This window comes from Arthrobacter sp. GAS37 (assembly GCF_044908325.1).
Lineage (GTDB): Bacteria > Actinomycetota > Actinomycetes > Actinomycetales > Micrococcaceae > Arthrobacter > Arthrobacter ramosus.
The window spans coordinates 15,832-34,605 of the sequence record NZ_JBIYDB010000020.1; the positions used below are offsets into that span (position 1 = coordinate 15,832).

The 18,774-nt window shown below is 65.6% G+C and carries 15 protein-coding genes and 1 riboswitch; of the genes, 4 read left to right on the forward strand and 11 right to left on the reverse strand.

Annotated elements, in window-relative coordinates; all coding sequences use genetic code 11:
• Positions 1-154: 154 nt before the first annotated feature.
• From ABH924_RS15740 to ABH924_RS15765, 6 genes are all read right to left on the reverse strand, one after another.
• On the reverse strand, positions 155-2,263 hold the full coding sequence (locus tag ABH924_RS15740) for an ArnT family glycosyltransferase (RefSeq protein WP_404500219.1): 2,109 nt from the start codon (positions 2,261-2,263) through the stop codon (positions 155-157).
• Positions 2,264-2,269: 6 nt separating this feature from the next.
• On the reverse strand, positions 2,270-4,330 hold the full coding sequence (locus tag ABH924_RS15745) for an ArnT family glycosyltransferase (protein WP_404500221.1): 2,061 nt from the start codon (positions 4,328-4,330) through the stop codon (positions 2,270-2,272).
• Positions 4,327-5,697 (reverse strand): glycosyltransferase, encoded by a 1,371-nt coding sequence (locus tag ABH924_RS15750; RefSeq protein ID WP_404500223.1) that lies wholly within the window; start codon positions 5,695-5,697, stop codon positions 4,327-4,329. Before ABH924_RS15750 ends, ABH924_RS15745 begins: the two co-directional genes overlap by 4 nt.
• 159 nt (positions 5,698-5,856) lie before the next feature.
• Entirely contained in the window at positions 5,857-6,594 is a 738-nt protein-coding gene (locus ABH924_RS15755) for a hypothetical protein (RefSeq protein WP_404500225.1), read from the reverse strand.
• Positions 6,595-6,596: 2 nt separating this feature from the next.
• A riboswitch (cyclic di-AMP (ydaO/yuaA leader) is annotated at positions 6,597-6,793 on the reverse strand.
• A gap of 141 nt (positions 6,794-6,934) precedes the next feature.
• Positions 6,935-8,413 (reverse strand): ATP-binding protein, encoded by a 1,479-nt coding sequence (locus ABH924_RS15760; RefSeq protein ID WP_404500227.1) that lies wholly within the window; start codon positions 8,411-8,413, stop codon positions 6,935-6,937.
• A gap of 12 nt (positions 8,414-8,425) precedes the next feature.
• Positions 8,426-9,166, reverse strand: a complete 741-nt coding sequence (locus ABH924_RS15765) for a response regulator transcription factor (RefSeq protein WP_404500229.1) — start codon at positions 9,164-9,166, stop codon at positions 8,426-8,428.
• Positions 9,167-9,542: 376 nt separating this feature from the next.
• Here ABH924_RS15765 and ABH924_RS15770 point away from each other — a divergent pair, with 376 nt between their 5' ends.
• From ABH924_RS15770 to ABH924_RS15780, 3 genes are all read left to right on the forward strand, one after another.
• Positions 9,543-10,415: a hypothetical protein gene (locus tag ABH924_RS15770; RefSeq protein WP_404500231.1), complete on the forward strand. Its 873-nt coding sequence runs from the start codon at positions 9,543-9,545 to the stop codon at positions 10,413-10,415.
• Between the two features lie 663 nt (positions 10,416-11,078).
• On the forward strand, positions 11,079-11,948 hold the full coding sequence (locus ABH924_RS15775; protein WP_234752433.1) for a winged helix-turn-helix domain-containing protein: 870 nt from the start codon (positions 11,079-11,081) through the stop codon (positions 11,946-11,948).
• Between the two features lie 145 nt (positions 11,949-12,093).
• Positions 12,094-12,624, forward strand: coding sequence for a SixA phosphatase family protein (locus ABH924_RS15780; RefSeq protein ID WP_390281196.1), 531 nt, complete (start codon positions 12,094-12,096; stop codon positions 12,622-12,624).
• 23 nt (positions 12,625-12,647) lie between these two features.
• Here ABH924_RS15780 and ABH924_RS15785 read toward each other — a convergent pair whose 3' ends face one another.
• Entirely contained in the window at positions 12,648-13,607 is a 960-nt protein-coding gene (locus ABH924_RS15785) for a LysR family transcriptional regulator (protein ID WP_404500234.1), read from the reverse strand.
• A 72-nt stretch (positions 13,608-13,679) separates the two neighbouring features.
• Here ABH924_RS15785 and ABH924_RS15790 point away from each other — a divergent pair, with 72 nt between their 5' ends.
• Positions 13,680-14,636 carry an EamA family transporter gene (locus ABH924_RS15790; RefSeq protein WP_404500236.1) on the forward strand — a complete coding sequence of 319 codons (957 nt, stop codon included), beginning with the start codon at positions 13,680-13,682 and terminating at the stop codon, positions 14,634-14,636.
• Here the strand turns inward: ABH924_RS15790 and ABH924_RS15795 are convergent.
• From ABH924_RS15795 to ABH924_RS15810, 4 genes are all read right to left on the reverse strand, one after another.
• Complete coding sequence (locus ABH924_RS15795; RefSeq protein WP_404500238.1) at positions 14,609-15,214, reverse strand: hypothetical protein; 606 nt, start codon at positions 15,212-15,214, stop codon at positions 14,609-14,611. The two genes, ABH924_RS15790 and ABH924_RS15795, sit on opposite strands and share 28 nt — an antisense overlap.
• Before the next feature lie 62 nt (positions 15,215-15,276).
• Entirely contained in the window at positions 15,277-15,963 is a 687-nt protein-coding gene (locus ABH924_RS15800; protein ID WP_404500240.1) for a TetR/AcrR family transcriptional regulator, read from the reverse strand.
• The gene (locus ABH924_RS15805) at positions 15,960-17,996 is read right to left on the reverse strand and encodes a YhgE/Pip family protein (RefSeq protein ID WP_404500242.1); all 2,037 of its coding nucleotides are present in this window, start codon (positions 17,994-17,996) and stop codon (positions 15,960-15,962) included. The genes ABH924_RS15800 and ABH924_RS15805 overlap by 4 nt, the downstream gene beginning before the upstream one ends.
• Complete coding sequence (locus ABH924_RS15810) at positions 17,993-18,709, reverse strand: ABC transporter ATP-binding protein (protein WP_404500244.1); 717 nt, start codon at positions 18,707-18,709, stop codon at positions 17,993-17,995. Before ABH924_RS15810 ends, ABH924_RS15805 begins: the two co-directional genes overlap by 4 nt.
• Positions 18,710-18,774: the final 65 nt, after the last annotated feature.

Genomic DNA, 18,774 nt, shown 5'->3' on the forward strand with positions numbered 1-18,774 from the left:
GTGGCGTCCACTTTTCTCTGCAAACGTTTGCAAAACAAGGGGTTTTTTGAAAGTTTTCTTCTGGGGACCCCGAAAGCGGCAAACGGGCCGTGGCAGATCGCGGATTACTCCGCGGTCACTGCCACAGCCCGTCTGGACGCTTCAGGACGCCCACTCAGCCAGCCAGTGCGTACACCGTGGTCCCGCCGATGCTCTGTGCCTGGAAGTTCGCAGCCACCCATTGCGCGATCTGGGCAGGGGCTTCCGATCCGCTGTTCGCCTGCATGGTCCCGCCGGCGATGAAGTAGTGGATCTTGCCCTGCGCCACGAGCTGTTGGAACTGTTCGAGCGTGGGGGACGGGTCGGTGCCGTTGAAGCCACCCACCGCCATGACGGGCAGTTCGGTGGCCAGCTGGTAGCCTGCGGCGTTGTTGGAGCCCACGACGGCGGCCGCCCACGTGTAGTTCGAGGCGCCGGATTTGAGCGCGCCAACCATTTCCGACGACGGCGTGGTGGCGCCGAGCAGGCCGCCCATGCCGCCGCCTTGCCGGTTCCCGCCAAAGCCGCCGCCCTGGGCGCCCGGCTGCTGGAGAGCTTGCGGGGGAGTGTTCTGGGCCGCGTTGTTCTGGCTTGCGCCGTTTTGTCCGAAGCCGCCCTGTCCGAAGCCGCCCCGGCCGCCGAAGCCGCCGAACGTGGTCGTCGGACCGGCGCTGGGGATTGCGCCGCTATGCGTCACGGAGGCGGTTGAGATGGAGTACGCCAGTGGGCCGGCGAGGGAGGCCGCGAGGGCGAGCACCGCCGTCGTGCGCTGAAGGATGCGGGAGGCGAAGCGTCCCGAGAGCAGCAAGCCGGCCGCGGCTGCCAGCGCACTCAGCAGCACGGCCCAGCGCAGCCACGGACCATACGCGGTGGTGCTGCCCAGGAGGTCGAAGGCCACGAATCCCGCTGCCGCCACTGCTACGGCGAGCATGACCGCGGCGACGAGCTGCGCGCGGTGCTGCCACAAGAGCGCGACGCCCAAGCCCGCGAGCCCGGCGATCCCCGGGGCCAGGGCTACTGCGTAGTAGGGATGGATGATGCCCGCCATGAAGCTAAACACCAACCCGGTGACAAGCACCCACGCGCCCCACACGATCACCGAGGCACGGACGCCATCCGTGCGCGGGGCACGGCGCCCCAGCCACAGGAGTCCCGTTCCGAGGACCAGCACGGAGGGGAGCAGCCACGCGATCTGGCCGCCGAACTCGCTGTTGAACATCCGGAACAGCCCGGGAACTCCCCAGCCGTTGCCGCCCCCGACGCTGCCGGTCTCCTGGCCACTGAGCCTGCCCAGGCCGTTGTAACCGAGCGTCAGTTCCAGGATCGAGTTGTTCTGGGAGCCGCCGATGTACGGCCGCATGTTCGCCGGAATGAGTTCGACGACGGCGAGCCACCAGCCGGCCGAGACCACCATGGCTGCCCCCGCCGCAAGCAGATGAAGGAGACGACGCCCCACTCCACCCGGCGCGGCAACCACGTACGCCACGGCAAATCCAGGAACCACCAGCAGGACCTGGAGTTGCTTGGTGAGGAAGCCGAAGCCCAGGAACACGCCGGCCAGCAGGAGCCAGCGCAGCTTGTTGTCCTGGATGGACCGCAGCGTGGCGTAGCCGGCAGCCGTCATGAGCAGCACCAGCAGGGCGTCCGGGTTGTTGAACCGGAACATGAGGGTGGCTACCGGGGTGATGGCCATGACGACGGCGGCCAGCAGCCCGGCCCGGTGGGCGAGCCGTGGATCGCCGATGGCGGGGGCCGCGGCCCGTCGGACCGCGAGATAAAGCAGCCATGCCGTGGCAACGCCCATGAGTGCCTCGGGAACCAGGATGCTCCAGGAGCTCAGCCCGAAGATCCGCACCGAGAGGCCCATGATCCAGAGCGACGCAGGCGGCTTGTCCACCGTGATGGAGTTGGCGGCGTCGGAGGATCCGAAGAACCACGCGGCCCAATTCTGCGAACCGGCCTGGGCCGCTGCGGAATAGAACGGGTTGGCCCATCCGGAAGCGCCGAGGTTCCAGAGATACAGGACCGCCGTTGCGAGGAGCACAATGCCGAGCTCCACGCGGTGCCGCAGCGTATGCGGGCCATGGTTGGGGCGGGACTTTCGGGACTGTCGCGACTTTCCGGTCAGGCCGGGCCGGCCGCCCCCTCCCTGGGGAGCGGCCACTTCCGGCGGCTCCACCAACCGCGACGGCGGAACCGGCTGCCCTCGCTTGGAACCGGTATCTGTGAAATGCGAAGTGGTCATCGGGATCTACTTTGTCAGCTTGTAGACGGTGGAGCTGCCCACCGTCTGGGCTTGGAAGTTGGCCTGTACCCAGGAGGCTACCTCGGAATTGCCGCCTTGGCCTCCGAATCCGCCGCCGCCACCCATGCCGCCTCCTGCGATGTAGTAGCCGATCTGTCCCTTGGCCACCATGTCCTGGAACTGTGCCAGCGTGGGGTAGGGATCGCCGCCGTTCCAGCCACCGAGTGCGATCACGTTGGTGTGGGTGGCGAGCTCAAGGCTTGCGGCCTGGGTGGCGCCGGAGACGATCGCCGACCACTTCGTGGTGGTGGACGTCAGCAGAGCGGTCAGTCCGGCGTCGGCCGTCCCCTCGGAACCGGGTCCTCCCGCGGCCTGGCCCGCGCCACCAGCGGCGCCGAACCCTCCAGCGCGGTTTCCGAAGCCGCCCATGGCGGAACCGCTGGGTCCCGACGTCGGGATGGAACCGGAGTGCGCGGTAGCCGCCGTCGCGAGCGTCCACGCCGCGGTTCCGAGGCCGCCGGCCAGAAGGGAAACGACGACGACGGCCGCGGCCGCTGCGTTCCGGAACCGGCCAGCCGGCCGCAGTGAGTCGAGGCGAAGCAGGATTGCCGCGGCCGCCACCACACCCAGGACGACGATCACGATGCGCAACCAAGGAAGCCATGAGGCGTCGCGGCCCAGGAGAACCGCGGACCAGGCCGAACTACCGAGGATTACCACGGCCAGGACGATCCTGGCCGGCCAATACCCGCGGCCACGCCACAGCTCAACGCTGCCAATGCCCACCAAGGCTGCGATTGCCGGTGCGAGGGCTACCGCGTAGTAGGGGTGGACGATGCCGCTCATGAAGCTGAAGACTCCCGCCGTGACCAGAATCCACCCGCCCCACAGGATAAGCGCGGCACGGGTACGGGAGGCCCGCGCTTCCCGGCGGGTGAACCATAGGCCGGCTGCCAGCAGAATCAGTGCAGCAGGGAGAAGCCAGGAGACCTCACCACCAAAGCTCGTGCCGAACATGCGGGTAATCCCGGCTGCTCCACCGAATCCGCTGTTGCCGCCACCGCCGCCGAAGGCGCCGAGGCCGCCTCCGCCAGGGGCCCCGCCTCCGCCGGGTGTCCCTTCGCCCGAGCCGGTGATGCGGGACAGCCCGTTGTAGCCAAACGTCAGCTCAAGGAAGCTGTTGGTTTGCGAACCTGCCATGTAAGGACGTGCCGAAGCCGGGGTCAGCTGGAACAGAGCAACATAACTGCCGGCCACTACTGCGATGCCAGCCAACGCGCCGAACAGGTGCACCAGCCTCCGCCGCAACGGGGTGGGGGCGGCCCAGAGATACGCGAGTCCCAGTCCTGGAACAATCAGGAATCCCTGCAGCATTTTGCTCAGGAACGCGAGGCCCACCACGGCGCCCGCTGCGGCGAGCCACTTCCAGCCTGCGCGTTCGATGGCACGGGTAGTGAAGTAGGCCGCGAGCACCAAGCACAGAGTCAGCATGGCGTCGGGATTGTTGAAGCGGAACATGAGCGCCGCCACCGGGGTCAGTGCCAAAGCGCCACCGGCCAACAAGCCAGCGCCTGGTCCGGAGACCCGCTTGACCGTCAGATAAAGGAAACCGACGGCGGCGACGCCCATCAACGCCTCGGGAACCAGCATGCTCAGGGGCGAGAAGCCGAAGATCCGGCCCGCCAAAGCAGGGATCCACAAAGAAGCCGGGGGCTTGTCGACGGTGATGGCGTTGCCGGCGTCGAGCGAACCGAACAGAAACGCCGTCCAGTCCTTCGTGCCGGCCTGGATGGCCGCGGCGTAGAAGGAGTTTCCATAACCGGTGGCCGCGAGGTTCCAGAGATACAGGAACGCGGTGGCTACGAGGAGCCCGGCGGCGGACGGCCGCACCCAGCGGGGCTGCCGGCCAAAGGCATATCGCTTCCAACGGGGCGTGGCATCCGGGGTTGACGGGTCTGCCGAGTGACGGCCCTGCGGTCCGTCCGCAGTCCCGAGGGCGGCGGGAACCTCGGCGCCGGCACTTCCGGCGGCGGGTCCCGTGCTTGCGGGAGTAATCGTGGAGGTCATGATGCTGCCGTTTCTGTGCGCGTTTTGGCTTGTGTCGTGGGTGCAGTCGCCTTCGCTGCAGGCTGCCGGAAGACCCAAAGGCGGAACAACAGGAAGCGGACTGCGGTGGCGGCGAGGTTCGCCGCAACTACGGTGAGGAGCTCGCCCCAGCGGTCCGGCGTCGTCGTACTGTGCACCAAGGCGAGTGCCCCTGAAGTGAGCGCGAGGCCGATCCCGAAGACGATCAATCCCTCGAAGTGGTGCCGAACGGGATTGCCGCCCTGGATGCCGAAGGTGAAGCGCCGGTTGGCGCCGGTGTTGGCGATGGCCGTGATGAGCAGCGCCAGGAAGTTGGCCAGCTGCGGGTCCATGAAGCCGCGGCAGAACAGGAAGATGAGCACATAGGCGAGGGTGGACGCGGCGCCGATCGCGGCGAACCGGACCAGCTGCCCGAAAAGGCTGCTGCGCGGGTTCTGCTCGGCGGTGCGGGACGACGCCGGGAGCGGCCCGCGTGCAAGTGCTGCGCGCAGTTCCGGAATGGGGATGCGGCCCGAGACGAGATCCCGGGTGAGCCGGACCATGCCGCGGATGTCGGCCAGGGCAGTGCGCACCACGTCGACGCTGGAATTGGGATCGTCGATCCAGTCAACGGGAACTTCGTGGACCCGGAGGCCGCAGCGTTCGGCGAGGACCAGGAGTTCAGTGTCGAAGAACCACGAGTTGTCCATGGTGTGCGGGAGGATCTGCTGTGCGACATCTGCCCGGATCGCTTTGAAGCCGCACTGGGCATCGCTGAAGCGGGCGCCCATGAACGAGTGCAGCATCAGGTTGTAGCTGCGCGAAATGAACTCGCGCTTGGGGCCGCGGACAACCCTCGAATTGCGGGTCAGCCGTGTGCCAATGGCGAGGTCCGAATGGCCGGAGATCAGCGGCGCCAAAAGGGGCGCCAGCGCGGCGAGGTCCGTGGAAAGATCCACGTCCATGTAAGCCAGAACCGGCGCCGGCGATGCGAGCCACACCTTGCGTAGGGCGTTGCCGCGTCCCTTCTCCTCAAGATGGACGACCGCGAGCTCAGGCAGTTCCCTGGCCACGCGCTCCGCGATTTTCAAGGTGCTGTCCGTGCTTGCGTTGTCGGCCACGGTAATGCGGAAGCCATGCGGGAAGGATTCGCGCAAATGGCCGTGAAGCCTGCGCAGGCACTCTTCGAGGTCGCGTTCCTCGTTGAAGACGGGGATGGTGACATCGAGGACGGGGACGGCGGTGTGGGTGTCGACGGGGGCGCGCCGCGCTGTGCTGCGTTGAAGGGGGGTGTTGGGTGGGATGGGAAGGCCCGGCGGCACCACCGCGGGGTCCTTCAGGGTTCCGGAGGTGGATTCGATGAGCGTCATGTATTCAGAGTGCCGTTGCAGAATATGAAGGCTTTAGGCGGAACCTGTGACGTGGCTGTGGATGTATGGCCGGCGTGGCGAATCACATGCCTGGCCAAAATACGCAGAGGTCCGCCCCTGGAGGGACGGACCTCGACGTACTTGTGCGTGGCTCTTGGTCTAGTACCAGTTGTGCGCCAGGTGGAAGGACCACGCCGCGGACGGCGATCCGTAGCGTTCCTTGATGTAGTTCAGGCCCCAGCGGATCTGCGTCTGGTAGTTGGTCTGCCAGTCGGCGCCCTCTGATGCCATTTTTTCGCCCGGCAGCGATTGCCCAATGCCGTAAGCGCCACTGGAGGCGTTGGTGGCAGTGGTGCGCCAATCCGATTCCTTGTTCCACAAGGTGAGCAGGGCGGACATCTCGCCCTGACCCCAACCGTAGGATGGAAGGATGCTTGCGGCATAAGCCTGTGCGCCGGAGGGATCATCGACGGCGACAGGTGCGGCCGGGGCTGCTGGAGCGGGCGGTGCCGCGGGCGCGGCCGGTGCGGCGGCCTGCGGTGCGACGGCGGCCGGAGCGGGGGCAGGTGCCTGGCTCGGCGTCGGCGCGGCGCTCGGCTTGGGGCTCGCGCTTGCGCTCGCCGACGGCGTGGCGGCGGCCGATGGCGTGGCTGAGTTATCCGCCGCGCGGGATTCGGACGTGCGGCTCATGTCCTGGGCATTGATGGCTTGTCCGGCAGCCTGGGTGGCGGCACCTGCACCGAGGAACACGGCAACGACGCCGGCAACAACTGCCATGCGCTGGCCGGTGCCGAGGTTCGAGGCGGCTCGCCTCAACGTGGAACGTGACTTGTTTCTCCGGGCAGGTTCGCCGCGGTGGCGCGCAACAGGGCGCGACTGATTCCTGGAATCAGACATGGTGATTGCCTCTCGACGCCTGCGGAGTTAGCTGTCGGATTCGGATGAGGTCATCCGGCCGTGGCCACAGGGAATCGTGGCGGTACGGCTTCACCCCTAGGGCTGGCTCAACATGAGCGCTTGCCCGGAGACCTGGGTCCCCCGTCTCTGCCTGGATTTTTGGGCACCGGGGAGTGGCAGAGCTCGGCGCCTACCCGGCGGTGGCCGGAATGATCCCGCGCACCCATTCGACGGTACAGGAGGATTTTACTTAAGTCACATTTAGGTAACGGAGATCACGACGTCGGTGCGTCGACTTGCGCCCGCCGTGCACCGGCGTCATACCCTCCTGGGCGGCCGTTCAGGCCGTGGCGGTCCTGAGCGCCGGAAGCCGCACCGCAAATTCCGTCCGGCCGGGCCGCGACGCCACTTCGACGGTGCCTCCATGCGCCTGGACAATGGATTCCACAATCGACAAGCCGAGCCCGGAGGTGCCCTCGGAACCGGAGCGGGCGGCGTCGGCCCGGGCAAAGCGCGAGAAGATCCTGCCCTGGAACTCCGGCGGGATGCCCGGCCCGTTGTCAGTCACTGTCACCACGGCGCTGCCATCGGCGGAACGCATGACGCCCGTGACCACGGTGGTTCCCGCCTCCGTGTGTTTGCGGGCGTTGGAGAGCAGATTCGCCAAAACCTGGTGGAGTTGAGTGGTGTCGCCGCGGACCGTGAGGGGCTCATCCGGGAGCTTGAGCTGCCAGATGTGCTCGGGGGCCATGACCTTCTCGTCGCTGACGGTCTCGATCACCAACTGCGTGAGGTCCACATCGGTGAACTCGGGGGCCTTCCCTTCGTCCAGCCGGGCCAACAGAAGGAGGTCCTCAACGAGGGTTGTCATGCGTTCGGACTGGCTCTGCACCCGTCCCAGCGACTTGCGCCCGTCCTCGGTGAACGTCTCGGTCATGCGCAAGAGCTCGGTGTAGCCGCGGATGGCGGTCAGCGGAGTGCGCAGTTCGTGCGAGGCATCGGCGACGAACTGGCGCACCTTTGTTTCGCTTTGCTGGCGGGCTTCGAGGGCGCTGGAGACGTTGTCCAGCATCAGGTTCAAAGCATGGCCGACGCTTCCCACTTCCGTGCTCGGGTGGGCCGCCGACGCCGGAACGCGCACCGCGAGTGCCACCTCACCGGCGTCGAGCGGAAGTTTCGATACCTTCGTGGCGACGTCGGAGAGTTGCTCCAGGGGGCGCATGGTGCGGCGGATCAGCACGGTTCCGGCCAGTCCGATCAGGACCAGTCCGCCCAAGGACACCAGCACCATGGTCCACACGAGCGAGGCCTCGGTGTCCTCTTTCGAGGCGAGCGGCAGCCCCGTGATGACAACATCGCCGTATGGAGTTTCGGTGGCCACCAGCCGGTAGCCGCCATTGGACAGGGTGCGATCAACCGGACGGCCATCGGCGGGGAGCGCGGACAGGATTCGAGCGTCGCTGGGCGACAACGGCGCACGGGTGGCATCGGAGGACAAGAATCCAGCATCGCTGCTCACCTGACCTGCGAGAATACGCGCATTCAGCGTGCCGATGCTCTGGCCCCGGGGGTCCAAGGGGTCCGGACGGCCGCCCGGGTTGCCTTGCGGCGGGCGGCCATGGGAGGCCTGCATCAATTGCTGGTCGAGCTGCTTCGTGAGGAACACGTCCATGGAGGCGTAGCTGACCACCCCGACGGCACCGCAGATGGCCACGAGGAGCGCCATGGAGAGAAGGATCAAGCGCGTGCGCAAGTGCCAGGTTGAAGGATTGAACCAACGATGGTCGGTCTGGCGGGGGATACCCGAGAGTGCGGACATTCGACGCCCCGGCTATTCGGCAGGCTTGATGACGTAGCCTGCTCCGCGCACGGTGTGGATCATGGGCGGGTGGTTGGCCTCGATCTTCTTGCGCAGGTATGAGATGTAAAGCTCCACGATGTTTGCTTGCCCGCCGAAATCGTAGTCCCACACGCGGTCGAGGATCTGGGCCTTGCTGACCACGCGCTTAGGATTTTCCATGAGGTAGCGCAAGAGCTCGAACTGGGTCGCCGTGAGCGGGATGTCTTCGCCGCCACGGGTAACTTCACGCGTGTCCACGTTCAGGGTCAGGTCGCCTACAACCAGCTCGGCAGTGTCCATCGCGGCCACTCCCGAGCGCTGGACCAGGCGGTGCAGGCGTAGCAGGACTTCCTCCATGCTGAAGGGCTTGGTGACATAATCGTCGCCGCCGGCGGCCAACCCGACGATGCGGTCCTGCACGTCATCCTTGGCGGTGAGGAAGAGCGCGGGCACCTCAGGCGCAAAGGCGCGGATCCTGCCGAGCAGCTCAACGCCGTCGAACCCTGGAAGCATGACATCCAGCACCAGGACATCCGGTCGGAATTCCTTGGCGAGCTTTACCGCAGCGGGACCGTCGCCGGCCACCGCCACCGACCAACCCGCCATCCGCAGGCCCATGCTCATGAGCTCGGCGAGGCTGGGTTCGTCGTCCACCACGAGGGCACGGATGGGGGAACCGTCCGGGTGGCTGAGCTGCGGAAGGTTGTTGGTCATGGAGTGCGAGGATGCCATGGGACAACTCTCCAATCTGCCGTTTTGCCAGTGCTTTGCCGTTGCTGTGAGCACCCTGTGAGTCCCAGCCTAGCCACCTGTCCGGAGGTTGTGCCGGTTCGGGGAGGAACGGCGTCGGATTCTGCTGGATCATTCCTCAGTCCGGAGGGGCAATCCGCGTGGTTACGGGCCCCGGCACAAGCTCGCCGCGAATGATCCAGCGGAATCCGACACAACACTGCGGCAGGTCACAGGCAAGCCTGCAGTTCGACACAACACTGCGGCAGGTCACAGGCAAGCCTGCAGTTCGACACAGCCAATGCACAGCAAAGCGGCTGACGCTGTTTGGGACAAGAACAATCACGACCAAACAGTCTCGATTTCGATGGAGAACACCATGGATCAGCAAAACAACCCCTCCGTACCTGGTTCCGAGCCGGAGAATGGGCACCCTCAGCCGGTGATCCGCCCCCTTGATGATTCCGGGCAGCCTGCCCCCGGGCAGCCTGCTACTGGGTGGGGTGCTCCGCAGCCGCCCGTGAACCAGCAGCCTGCCGCCGGGTGGGGTGCTCCGCAGCCGCCGGTGAACCAGCAGCCTGCCGCCGGGTGGGGTGCTCCGCAGCCGCCCGTGAACCAGCAGCCTGCCGCCGGGTGGGGTGCTCCGCAGCAATACAACTCCGGACAGCCTCGACCTTCGTTTTTCAAGAATTGGAGCCTGAAGAAGGGGCTCATTGTTGGCGGCGTCGCGGTCGTGGTCGCTGCGGCGGCAGGAGCCGGTGCCTATGCCGCCGGAAACGGGACCGCGGCAGCTGATACCACCAATGCGCAGGGACCGGGTGCCGGGCAGAACGGTCAGGGCGGATTCGGTGGCCCAGGCGGCACGAACGCAGGTCCGGGCGGGCTCGGGGTGGGCATGGGTGGCCTGAACGCTGCCGTCCACTCGGAATATGTGGTCCTCCAGAACGGCAGCTATGTCACCATGGCAGGCCAGCTGGGTACGGTCACTGACATCTCGGCGAGCTCCATGACCGTCAAGAGCGATGACGGATTCACGCGAAGCTATGCCCTCGGAACCGATGTCGTGGTAGCGGAAGGCGTCCGGCAACGCGGAAGCGGAACCACCGGCACCACCTTGACCCTCGCCGATGTGAAATCCGGATCCAGCGTGAGGGTCACTTCGCTCAAGGAATCCGACAAGTACACGGCACAGTCCATCCAGATCGTCACTGCCACCACATCAAGTACGCAAGGGACCGGCACCACCAACTAGTGACGGGTGCTTGTGTCCGTCGTGACCTTCTTTTCCCCGCTTTGGCCTCAGAATCACGCAACTCGCCGTGTCGCAAGCGCTTTCCGAATTCAAAGAAGGTCACGACGGCGCGTCCGCGGCAGCGCTGCAACCAGCGCCCTAGCAGACGATTTGCCAAAGAATTTTCATGAGACGCAGATTCGGGATTGGACAAGGGTTGTTTCATATCTCGAGATTCAAAGGCAAGCGCGTGACGTGACTTAAGATTCAAAAAACGATCTTTTCATCAAATTTTATTCGAATATTGCGTTCATAACGGCCATTGTGACGAACGAGAATGGTCACATTTGGACATGTGTGAATTGTGATGTGCGGCACAATAGTCCGATTCGTCTCAAAATGTGGACGCTTCCGTCCTTTGTTACTTGCAAGTTCCCTTTGTTACGTTGCACACTTCAAATGTGAACAAGAACTCAACAGCATCTGCAGCCGCAGCGATCGAGCCCAGCACACCCGCTGGTATTTCGATGAGCTGTTGTCGAATGCATGCCTAACTTAAGACCCCAAGAAGTTTCAGGCATTCGCCCCCTGCCCAGCGTCGGGCGCCCCTCCCCATCTCATTGCGGGGACCAGACCAGCATTCGAAGCCGCGATGACGGCTATTCACTTTGAGGTAAGCAATCCATGTCAGTTGCATCCGGATACGTCCACATCTCCGTCCGTAACGCCAATAAGGCCGCGTCGAACGCCGGCCTGCGTCCCGGCTTCGGCAACCGCCCGGCCTACGCCCAGCCCGCACCGCAGGGTGGCAGCCAGGCGCCCGGTTACGTCCCCCAGGGGTACAACCCCAACTCCTACGGCCAGCTCCGCGCTGTTCCCGCCAACGAGGCCTCGCCGATGACTGCACCCACGCCGGTCCTGGCTCCAGCGGATCGCTCCATCCGTCCCGTTGCCAACGACAATGTGGCCCGCGGGTTCGTGCTCTACATGGGCATCGACGAAGATACCGCTGCGGCCGCCGGAACGTCCATCGCCAAGCTTGCCCAGGAAATCCGGGCTTACGCACAGTCCCTCGTGTCCGGCGCCGAGAGCTACGCCGCCGTCGCGGTAGCCCCGGCCAGCGCGCCTGGTTCCGCGCTCGACGTCGTCCGCTCGACTTTCGGTGACCCGACCGTCGGCAACCGCCAGCGCGCTGAGGCGCTCCGCCCGCAGCCTGCCCAGGAAGCCCGCCCGTCCGGCGTCTTGATCGACCTCGCCCGTCGTGAGGTACACCTCGATGGCGAATCGCTGAACCTCACGTTCAAGGAATTCGAGCTCCTCAACTACCTCGTCGAGAACGGCACCCGCACCGTGGGTCGCGATGAACTCCTTGAGGGCCTGTGGCGCAACGCCGAAGAGGTCCCCAACGAGCGCACCATCGACGTCCACATCCGGCGCCTCCGCTCCAAGCTCGGCCGCCTCGCAAACACCGTCCGCACCGTACGCGGCCAGGGCTACCGCTTCTACGAGCACCCCGAGGTCATCGTCTGGGCCGCTCCGGAATACTCGATCTAGTCTCCACGCGCTCAAGGCGCCCGCTCCCTGCTTGGGGGCGGGCGCTTTCGCTTCCGCGGGCCACCCAAGTAGCTAGCATTTGTTGTCGTTTTGAGGGCTCATAACGACAAGAAATGCGAGCTAGTTGGGATAGTAGGGTGGGGGGATGAGCGAGCATCACATTAAGCGGCTGGTGATCATGCGGCATGCGAAGTCGGACTGGCCCCTTGGGGTGCCCGATCATGAGCGACCCCTTGCCGAGCGTGGCCACCGCGAGGCCCCCCTCGCCGGAAAATGGCTCCTCAAGCATCACGTGATTCCGGACTTCATCCTCTGCTCGTCTGCCCTCCGGACCCGGCAGACCTGTACTTGGGTGTGCAGCGAGCTGGGGGACAAGGCCCCGACGCCGAAACTCGAGGACGGCCTGTACGCCGCGTCCGCGCAGCGGATGTTGACCGTCATCAACCATGTGCCGGAAACCGTCACGACACTCATGATCTTCTCGCACATGCCCGGCGTTCAGGACCTCGCGATGCACTTGGCTTCCCGCGACTCGGACCATGACGCCTACATGGATGCCGCAACGCGTTACCCGACCAGTGCCATGACGGTGATGGAACTCGAAAAGCCGTGGGCTGAACTCGATGGGCAGGATGCCCGCCTGACCCACTTCGCAGTGCCACGCCCAAAGAAGTAGCCCCCTCGCGGGGATAGTCCGAGCTAGCCCACGTCGAGTTCCGCGGCCACATCCTGCAGCAAGCGCACCACGTGGCGGATGCTGGGGCTTGCCGTCATGGTCTTCCGGTATACGATTCCCACTTGGCGTTGCTGCATCGGATTGACGACTGGCACTGCCACCACTCCAGCGGGGAGCTCGGGCCTGCCGAGGCGCGGCACGAGCGCCACCGCAACACCCTGCTGGACCATGGCGATGTGCGTGGAAAAGTCGGGGTCGTAGATGCGGATGTCCGGTACGCGCCCCAGGCCAGCGAAGATCGCCAGCAGCGCCTCATTGCAGATGGCACCGGCCGGCGTGCTGATCCAGCGTTCGTCCACCAGGTCGGAAGGCTCGACGGCGGTCCGGCCGGCCAGCGGGTGCGCTGAGTTCAGCAGGACGTCGGCGGTGTCCAGGCAGAGGTCCTCGTGGATCATGTTCTCCGGAATCACCAACGGCACTGAGTGCCAGTTGTGCACGACGCCGAGATCGGCTTCACCGGTTGCGACCCTTTGGACGGCCTCGCGCGGGTCCTCGGCCACGACCCTGATTTCAAGCCCGGAGCCGCCAAGCCCGGAGCTCCCCGCGGCCGAAGATCCGGCGGCAACAGCCTGGGCCGCGCCAAGTTTCCGCAGCATCGGACCTACCAGCCCGCCGCAGGCCGTCGAGAACCCGACGAGACGAAGCACTCCGCTCGGCTTCGCGGGGTCGGCAAGCAACGTGGCTTGTAGCTCCTCCAACTCGCCCAGAATGCGACGTCCGTACTCGGCCAGTGCCATGCCGCGGTCGGTCAGTAGTACGCCGCGTCCGTGGCGCTCCAGGACGGTCACACCACTTTGCTTCTCGAGCTTCTTGATCTGTTGGGAGACCGCCGACGGGCTGAAGCCCATAGCCTCCGATGCCGCCACCACCGAGCCTTGCTGTTCCACTGCTACGAGGGCCCGTAGCGCTGCAATTTCAATCATGAAGCAAACGTACATGATCTGATGCAGAATTCAACGCTGGTGCTTCATCCTCTTGACTGTCAGAGTTGAATCGTGAATATCCGACACTCAGCACTCGCCGTCCTTGTCGCCGTCCTTTGGGGCCTGAATTTCGTCGCGATCGACTTTGGCCTCCATCCCGCAAGCGGGAATGGCAGTAATGGGAGCGGTGGCGCGGCGGATGTGCCGCCGCTGCTGTTCGTGGCCATCCGCTTCGTCCTGGTGGTGTTCCCCTGCATCTTCTTCGTCCGCAAACCGGACGTCAGCTGGAAGGCGATCATCGGCGTCGGGCTGTTCATGAGCGCCGGGCAGTTCGGCCTCCTCTACCTGGGCATGGCGCTCGGGATGCCGGCCGGGCTCGCCTCCCTCGTGCTGCAGGCACAAGTGCTCCTGACGGTGCTGTTGGCGGCCCGGTTCCTCGGGGAGCGGCCGAGCAAGCGCCAACTGACTGGGGTGGTGCTCGGCGTCGCCGGACTTGCTTTGGTGGCGGTGGGTCGAAGCTTGGTGGCCCCGGTGGTGCCGCTCATGATTGTGCTCGCGGCGGCGTTGTCCTGGGCTGCGGGAAACATCATCGCACGCAAGGCCAGGGCGGCCTCGGGACTGGGGCTGGTGGTCTGGTCCGGGGCCGTGGTCCCGTTGCCGCTCCTGGCCTTGTCGCTGATCGTGGACGGCCCGGCCGCCGTCGTCGGGACCCTCACCAACCTTCAGCCTGCGACCATCCTGAGCGCCCTCTACACCGCCATTTTCGCCTCGCTGGTGGGCTATGGCATCTGGAACCGGCTGCTCAGCCTCTACCCGAGCTCGGCCGTGGTGCCTTTCACGTTGTTGGTCCCGGTGGTGGGAATGACCGCTGCCTGGCTGCTCATCTCAGAGGTCCCGACGACGGCGGAACTGACCGGCGGCCTCCTCCTGCTGGGCGGCGTGGCGACTGCCGTGCTGCAGCGGCGCGCCAAGCCCGGGAATGTGGCGGCGCCCGAAGTACGTCAGCGCTTGGGGGCGGGCTTGCGCTGAGCCGGCAATCCCGACGTCGGGCGCTTGGCGGGGGCTGCCGGAGTGCGCGGCGTAGGGCGCTTCACGGCCCCCGACGCCGGACGGGCCGCCGGCCGCTGGGCGGGCCTGGCAGGTGCCGGGGAAGGACGCGAAGCAGGCCGGGGCGCGGGCCGTCGGGCAGCTGGCCGGGGCGCCGCTTTCGCACGGTTCTTGCGGGATGGCCATACCGCCCCCACGAACAAGACCAGCAGGGAACTGCAGCCGGAGAGTGCGGCGAGGTAGAAGTAGATGTCCGAATCTTTGGTGCTCACCGCGCTGCCGAGGGCATTTTCATCCTGGTTGAAGGCGAGGCCCCACATGCGCAGGAAAGCGATTCCGAACGCGATGAACAGGATCGTCGAGATCGCTCCGAGAACCAGCATGAAATACCTGCGACGGGTAAAAACCTCGGCGACGCACGCCAGATAGCCGATCGCCAAAACCCCGAGAAAGGTGTACATCACGGTTTCCTCAAGGGTGATGGCGAGGAGCACCAGCAAACCAGCGGACACCACGGCAGAGATGACCGCAAGCTTTCCGCTGTTTCCCATGTGACGCATGGGATTAATCATCCCTGACGGCAGGCAGCACCACGCCCCAAGACGCGGCAGTTGCCATACCGTTACCGCAGCACGTAGCCGCGCATGATGGTCATAATGGCCGCTATGCTCTGTTCGCGGGTGCGCTCGGGGTTGTACGTCTGCCGGTCAAGGCCCACCACGAAGATCGCTCCGAACATCGCAGCCTCGAGGCTGCCCCGGGCAATGCCGGTATCCACCGTGTACGTGGCGGCGACCTTTTCGATGGCTGCGCCGATCACGGCCAGCAACTCGCTGCGGAGTTCGACGAAGAGCTTGCCCCATTCGCTCGGCGACCGCCAGTTCTCGCTGATCCAGAGCCGCGCGAAGGACGGGTAGTCGTCCATGAAGTCCATGGCTTGCCCGAGCATGGCTTCCATGGCCTCGAGCGGATCGGCGTGCAAGCCTTCGATGGTCTGGAGTCGCCCGAGCATGATGTCGACGCCGTGGCGCAGCAACTGGGCGATCAGATCGGACTTGCTGCCGAAGTTGTAGTAGACCGTCCCCTTGGACACCCCGGCTGCGGCCGCGATCTCGTCCACGGTGACGCCCGCTGCGCCGCGCTCGCCGATCAGCTCCATGGAAGCGTCGAAGAGTCGCTGCTTGGTCACGTTCGTGCGTGCCGGGCGAAGCTTCTTCTCCGGAGTTTCCGGACCCGGGGCGTCCGGTCTTGGGATCCCGGGGACGTCCGGTCTTGGGAGCCCGGGGGCGTCCGGTTCTTGCATGCTCATACCGCGATCTCCGGCTTCAGGGTCTTGAGGGTCCAGAACTTGTGCTTGCGGACGGCCAGCGTGGAAAGCGCGGCTCCCAGCACAGTGTAGCCAAGCAGGCCCAGGACAATCGGCCAGATCATGGACAAGTCGCCGCCGTAGATCAGGTGCCGCATGCCGGTCACCACGTAGCCCATCGGCATGATCTCGTGCACCACGTGCAGCGGCATAGGGGTGGTTTGCCACGGGAAGGTTCCGCCGGAAGACACCAACTGCAGGACCAGCAGGATCAGCACCACGAACTTTCCAGGAGTCCCCAGCAAAGCCACGATGCCCTGGATCAGGGCGGTGAACGCCATGACCGCGGCCAGCATGAACAACCACATCCACACCGGGTGCGCCGCGTTGAGGCCCAGCCCCAGGCCCACCACGAGGGTGAGGATGCTGGCTTGCAGCACGGACACGACGAAGAACGGCAACCAGCCGCCGACGGCGATTTTCCACGACGGAGCATTCGAGGCCAAGGCCCGCTGCGTGATGGGACGCATCGCCTGGACCAACATGAACACACCGATCCAGAGGGACAGCGTCAGGAAGAACGGCGCCAGGCCGGCGCCGTAGGATCCGGCCTTGGCCTGCGAAACATTGTTGACCGCGACCGGATCCGCGATCACCTTGGAAACCTCGCTCTTTTGGGAGTCGTTCGGGTTCGGGACCTTGCCTGCGCCCTTCGCCAACTCGCTCGCCAAAGTGCGGGATCCGTCCGCCGCCGTGGCGGCACCGCTGGCAAGCTGCGCCGCGCCGTCGTCGAGCTTTGCCGCACCGTCCGCGAGGGCCGCGGTGCCGTTGACGGCAGACTGTTCACCCGCCGCCAGCGTCGCAGTGCCGGAGCTGAGCTGGTCCGCGCCCGCCGAGGCCTGGCCGACGGCTCCCGTCAGCGCCGGCGTGGCGCCCGCAAGCTTGGCGGCGCCCGCACTGACCGCGGCCGATCCGTTGGAAAGCTGCTGGATCTGGGCGGCATCCGCCGAGATCTTGGCTTTGGCATCGGTGACCGGGCCGGACGCGGCGGCAGTGTCGAAGTCCGCCAGGATCTTGTTCGCCTGGTCCTGCGTGATGACCCCGGCGGACACGAGCCGCGCGTTGGAGGCCACAACACGGTCCCGCGCCCCGGCGTCGAACGCTGAAAGCTGCCCGACGACGTCCTGGACTTTCGCGTTCAGCTGCGCGTTTCCGGCGGCGACTTGAGCGGCGCCGTCGGCGAGCTTTTGTGAGTCGGCCGGAAGGGACGCGGTCTTGTTCTTCAGTTCGGTGAGCCCCGCGCTGAGCTGCCCGGCGCCGTCGTTCAGCTGATTGGCGCCGTCGCGCAGTTTGTTTTGCCCCGCCAGTAGCTCGGATGCACCGCTGCTCAGCCTGCTGGTGCCGTCGTGGAGGGTGGCCGCGCCGTCGCTGAGATTACCGACGCCGTCGGCGAGTTGGGAGGCTCCGTCGGAGGCTTTGACGATGGAGGCGTGGATGGTGCCAAAGCCTGTGAGGAGCTGGTTGGCAGTTTCCTCGCCGACTTCCTTGGCCACGGTGGAGTGCACCGCGGTGGTGAGTTTGTCGACGATGGTGCTGAGGAGGTAGTTGTTCGCGTCGTTGGTGGTGACGTTGAGCATCGCCTGGTTGGCGGCGTCGAAGCTTCCTGGCGAGACCAGGTTGGCCGAAAAGTCCTTCGGAATCTTCAGGGCGAAGGCGTATTTGCCGGATTCAACGCCGGCGTCGGCTTCTGCCGTGGTGGTCACCCGCTGCCAGTTGAAAACGTGGCTCTGCACGAGGCTGTCGGCAACCTTCTGGCCTGCCTGCAGTTCGGGACCGTTGGCCGGCTGGGCTCCCGGGTCCTCGACGACCAGGGCGGCGTCGATCTGGTTGAGATTGCCGTAAGGGTCCCAGTTCGCATAGAGGTACACGGCTCCGTAGAGCAGGGGCACCATGGTCAGGGCGAGGATGGTCAGCTTAGGCAGGAGCCCGCCGGTCATGCGCTTGAGTTCGGAGCGGGCCAGCCGCAGAACAGTCACTTTGCGGTCCTTTGCAGGGTTTCGAGTACTTCTTCGGGATCTTCTTGCGCGTCGTCGAGGAGCTCAGCGGGTTCGGCCGGTGCAGTGTGCGTGACCGAGTTCCCGATCACCGCGGCCGGGCCGTCCCAGTTGTCCGGGAGGGCAGAAACGACGGCGACGACGGCGAGCGGCCGCCCGGCGTCGTACGCCAACTGCTCAAGGCGGGGGAGCCAGTCCACGGTGTTTGCGCTGTGCCGGTCCGGGGAGTCGAGCACCAGGAGGTCGAGGGCAGGGTCCGCAAGGGCCAGGGCAGTCAGCAGCTCGAGGCGTCGGTCCGCAGGGAGCTGCTCAATCCACAGCCCGGCGATGTCCTCGAAGCGGTTGACCTTGAGCCACGGCTTGCTGAGGAGGGCGCCACGGTAGCGGCGGGGGATAAGGGAGAGGTCTTCGGTGACGAGGTCGCGGACGCTCAAATGCTGCTCCGGCTCGTTGACGCCGGGAGCATCAATCAGGGCGCTCGCCGCCCGGATCTTCTTGGTCTTCGCCGAGTTGTCCCAGCTCAGGAGGCCTTTGCTGGGTTTCATCCGGCCGCTCAGCGCAAGCGCCAATGCCGTGCGCTGGTCCTGACCGTCGCCGCTGACCAGGAGGAGTTCCCCGCGCCTGGCTTCGAGGGAAGTGGGAGGCAGGAGATCGTCCCGGCGGCCGTCGATCTGGAGTTGCTGTGCAGACAGCACAATTGGACCTTTCGCAGAACCTGTTATCTGCTCCAATCGTAACTGAACTGACCAGTCAGTTCAAA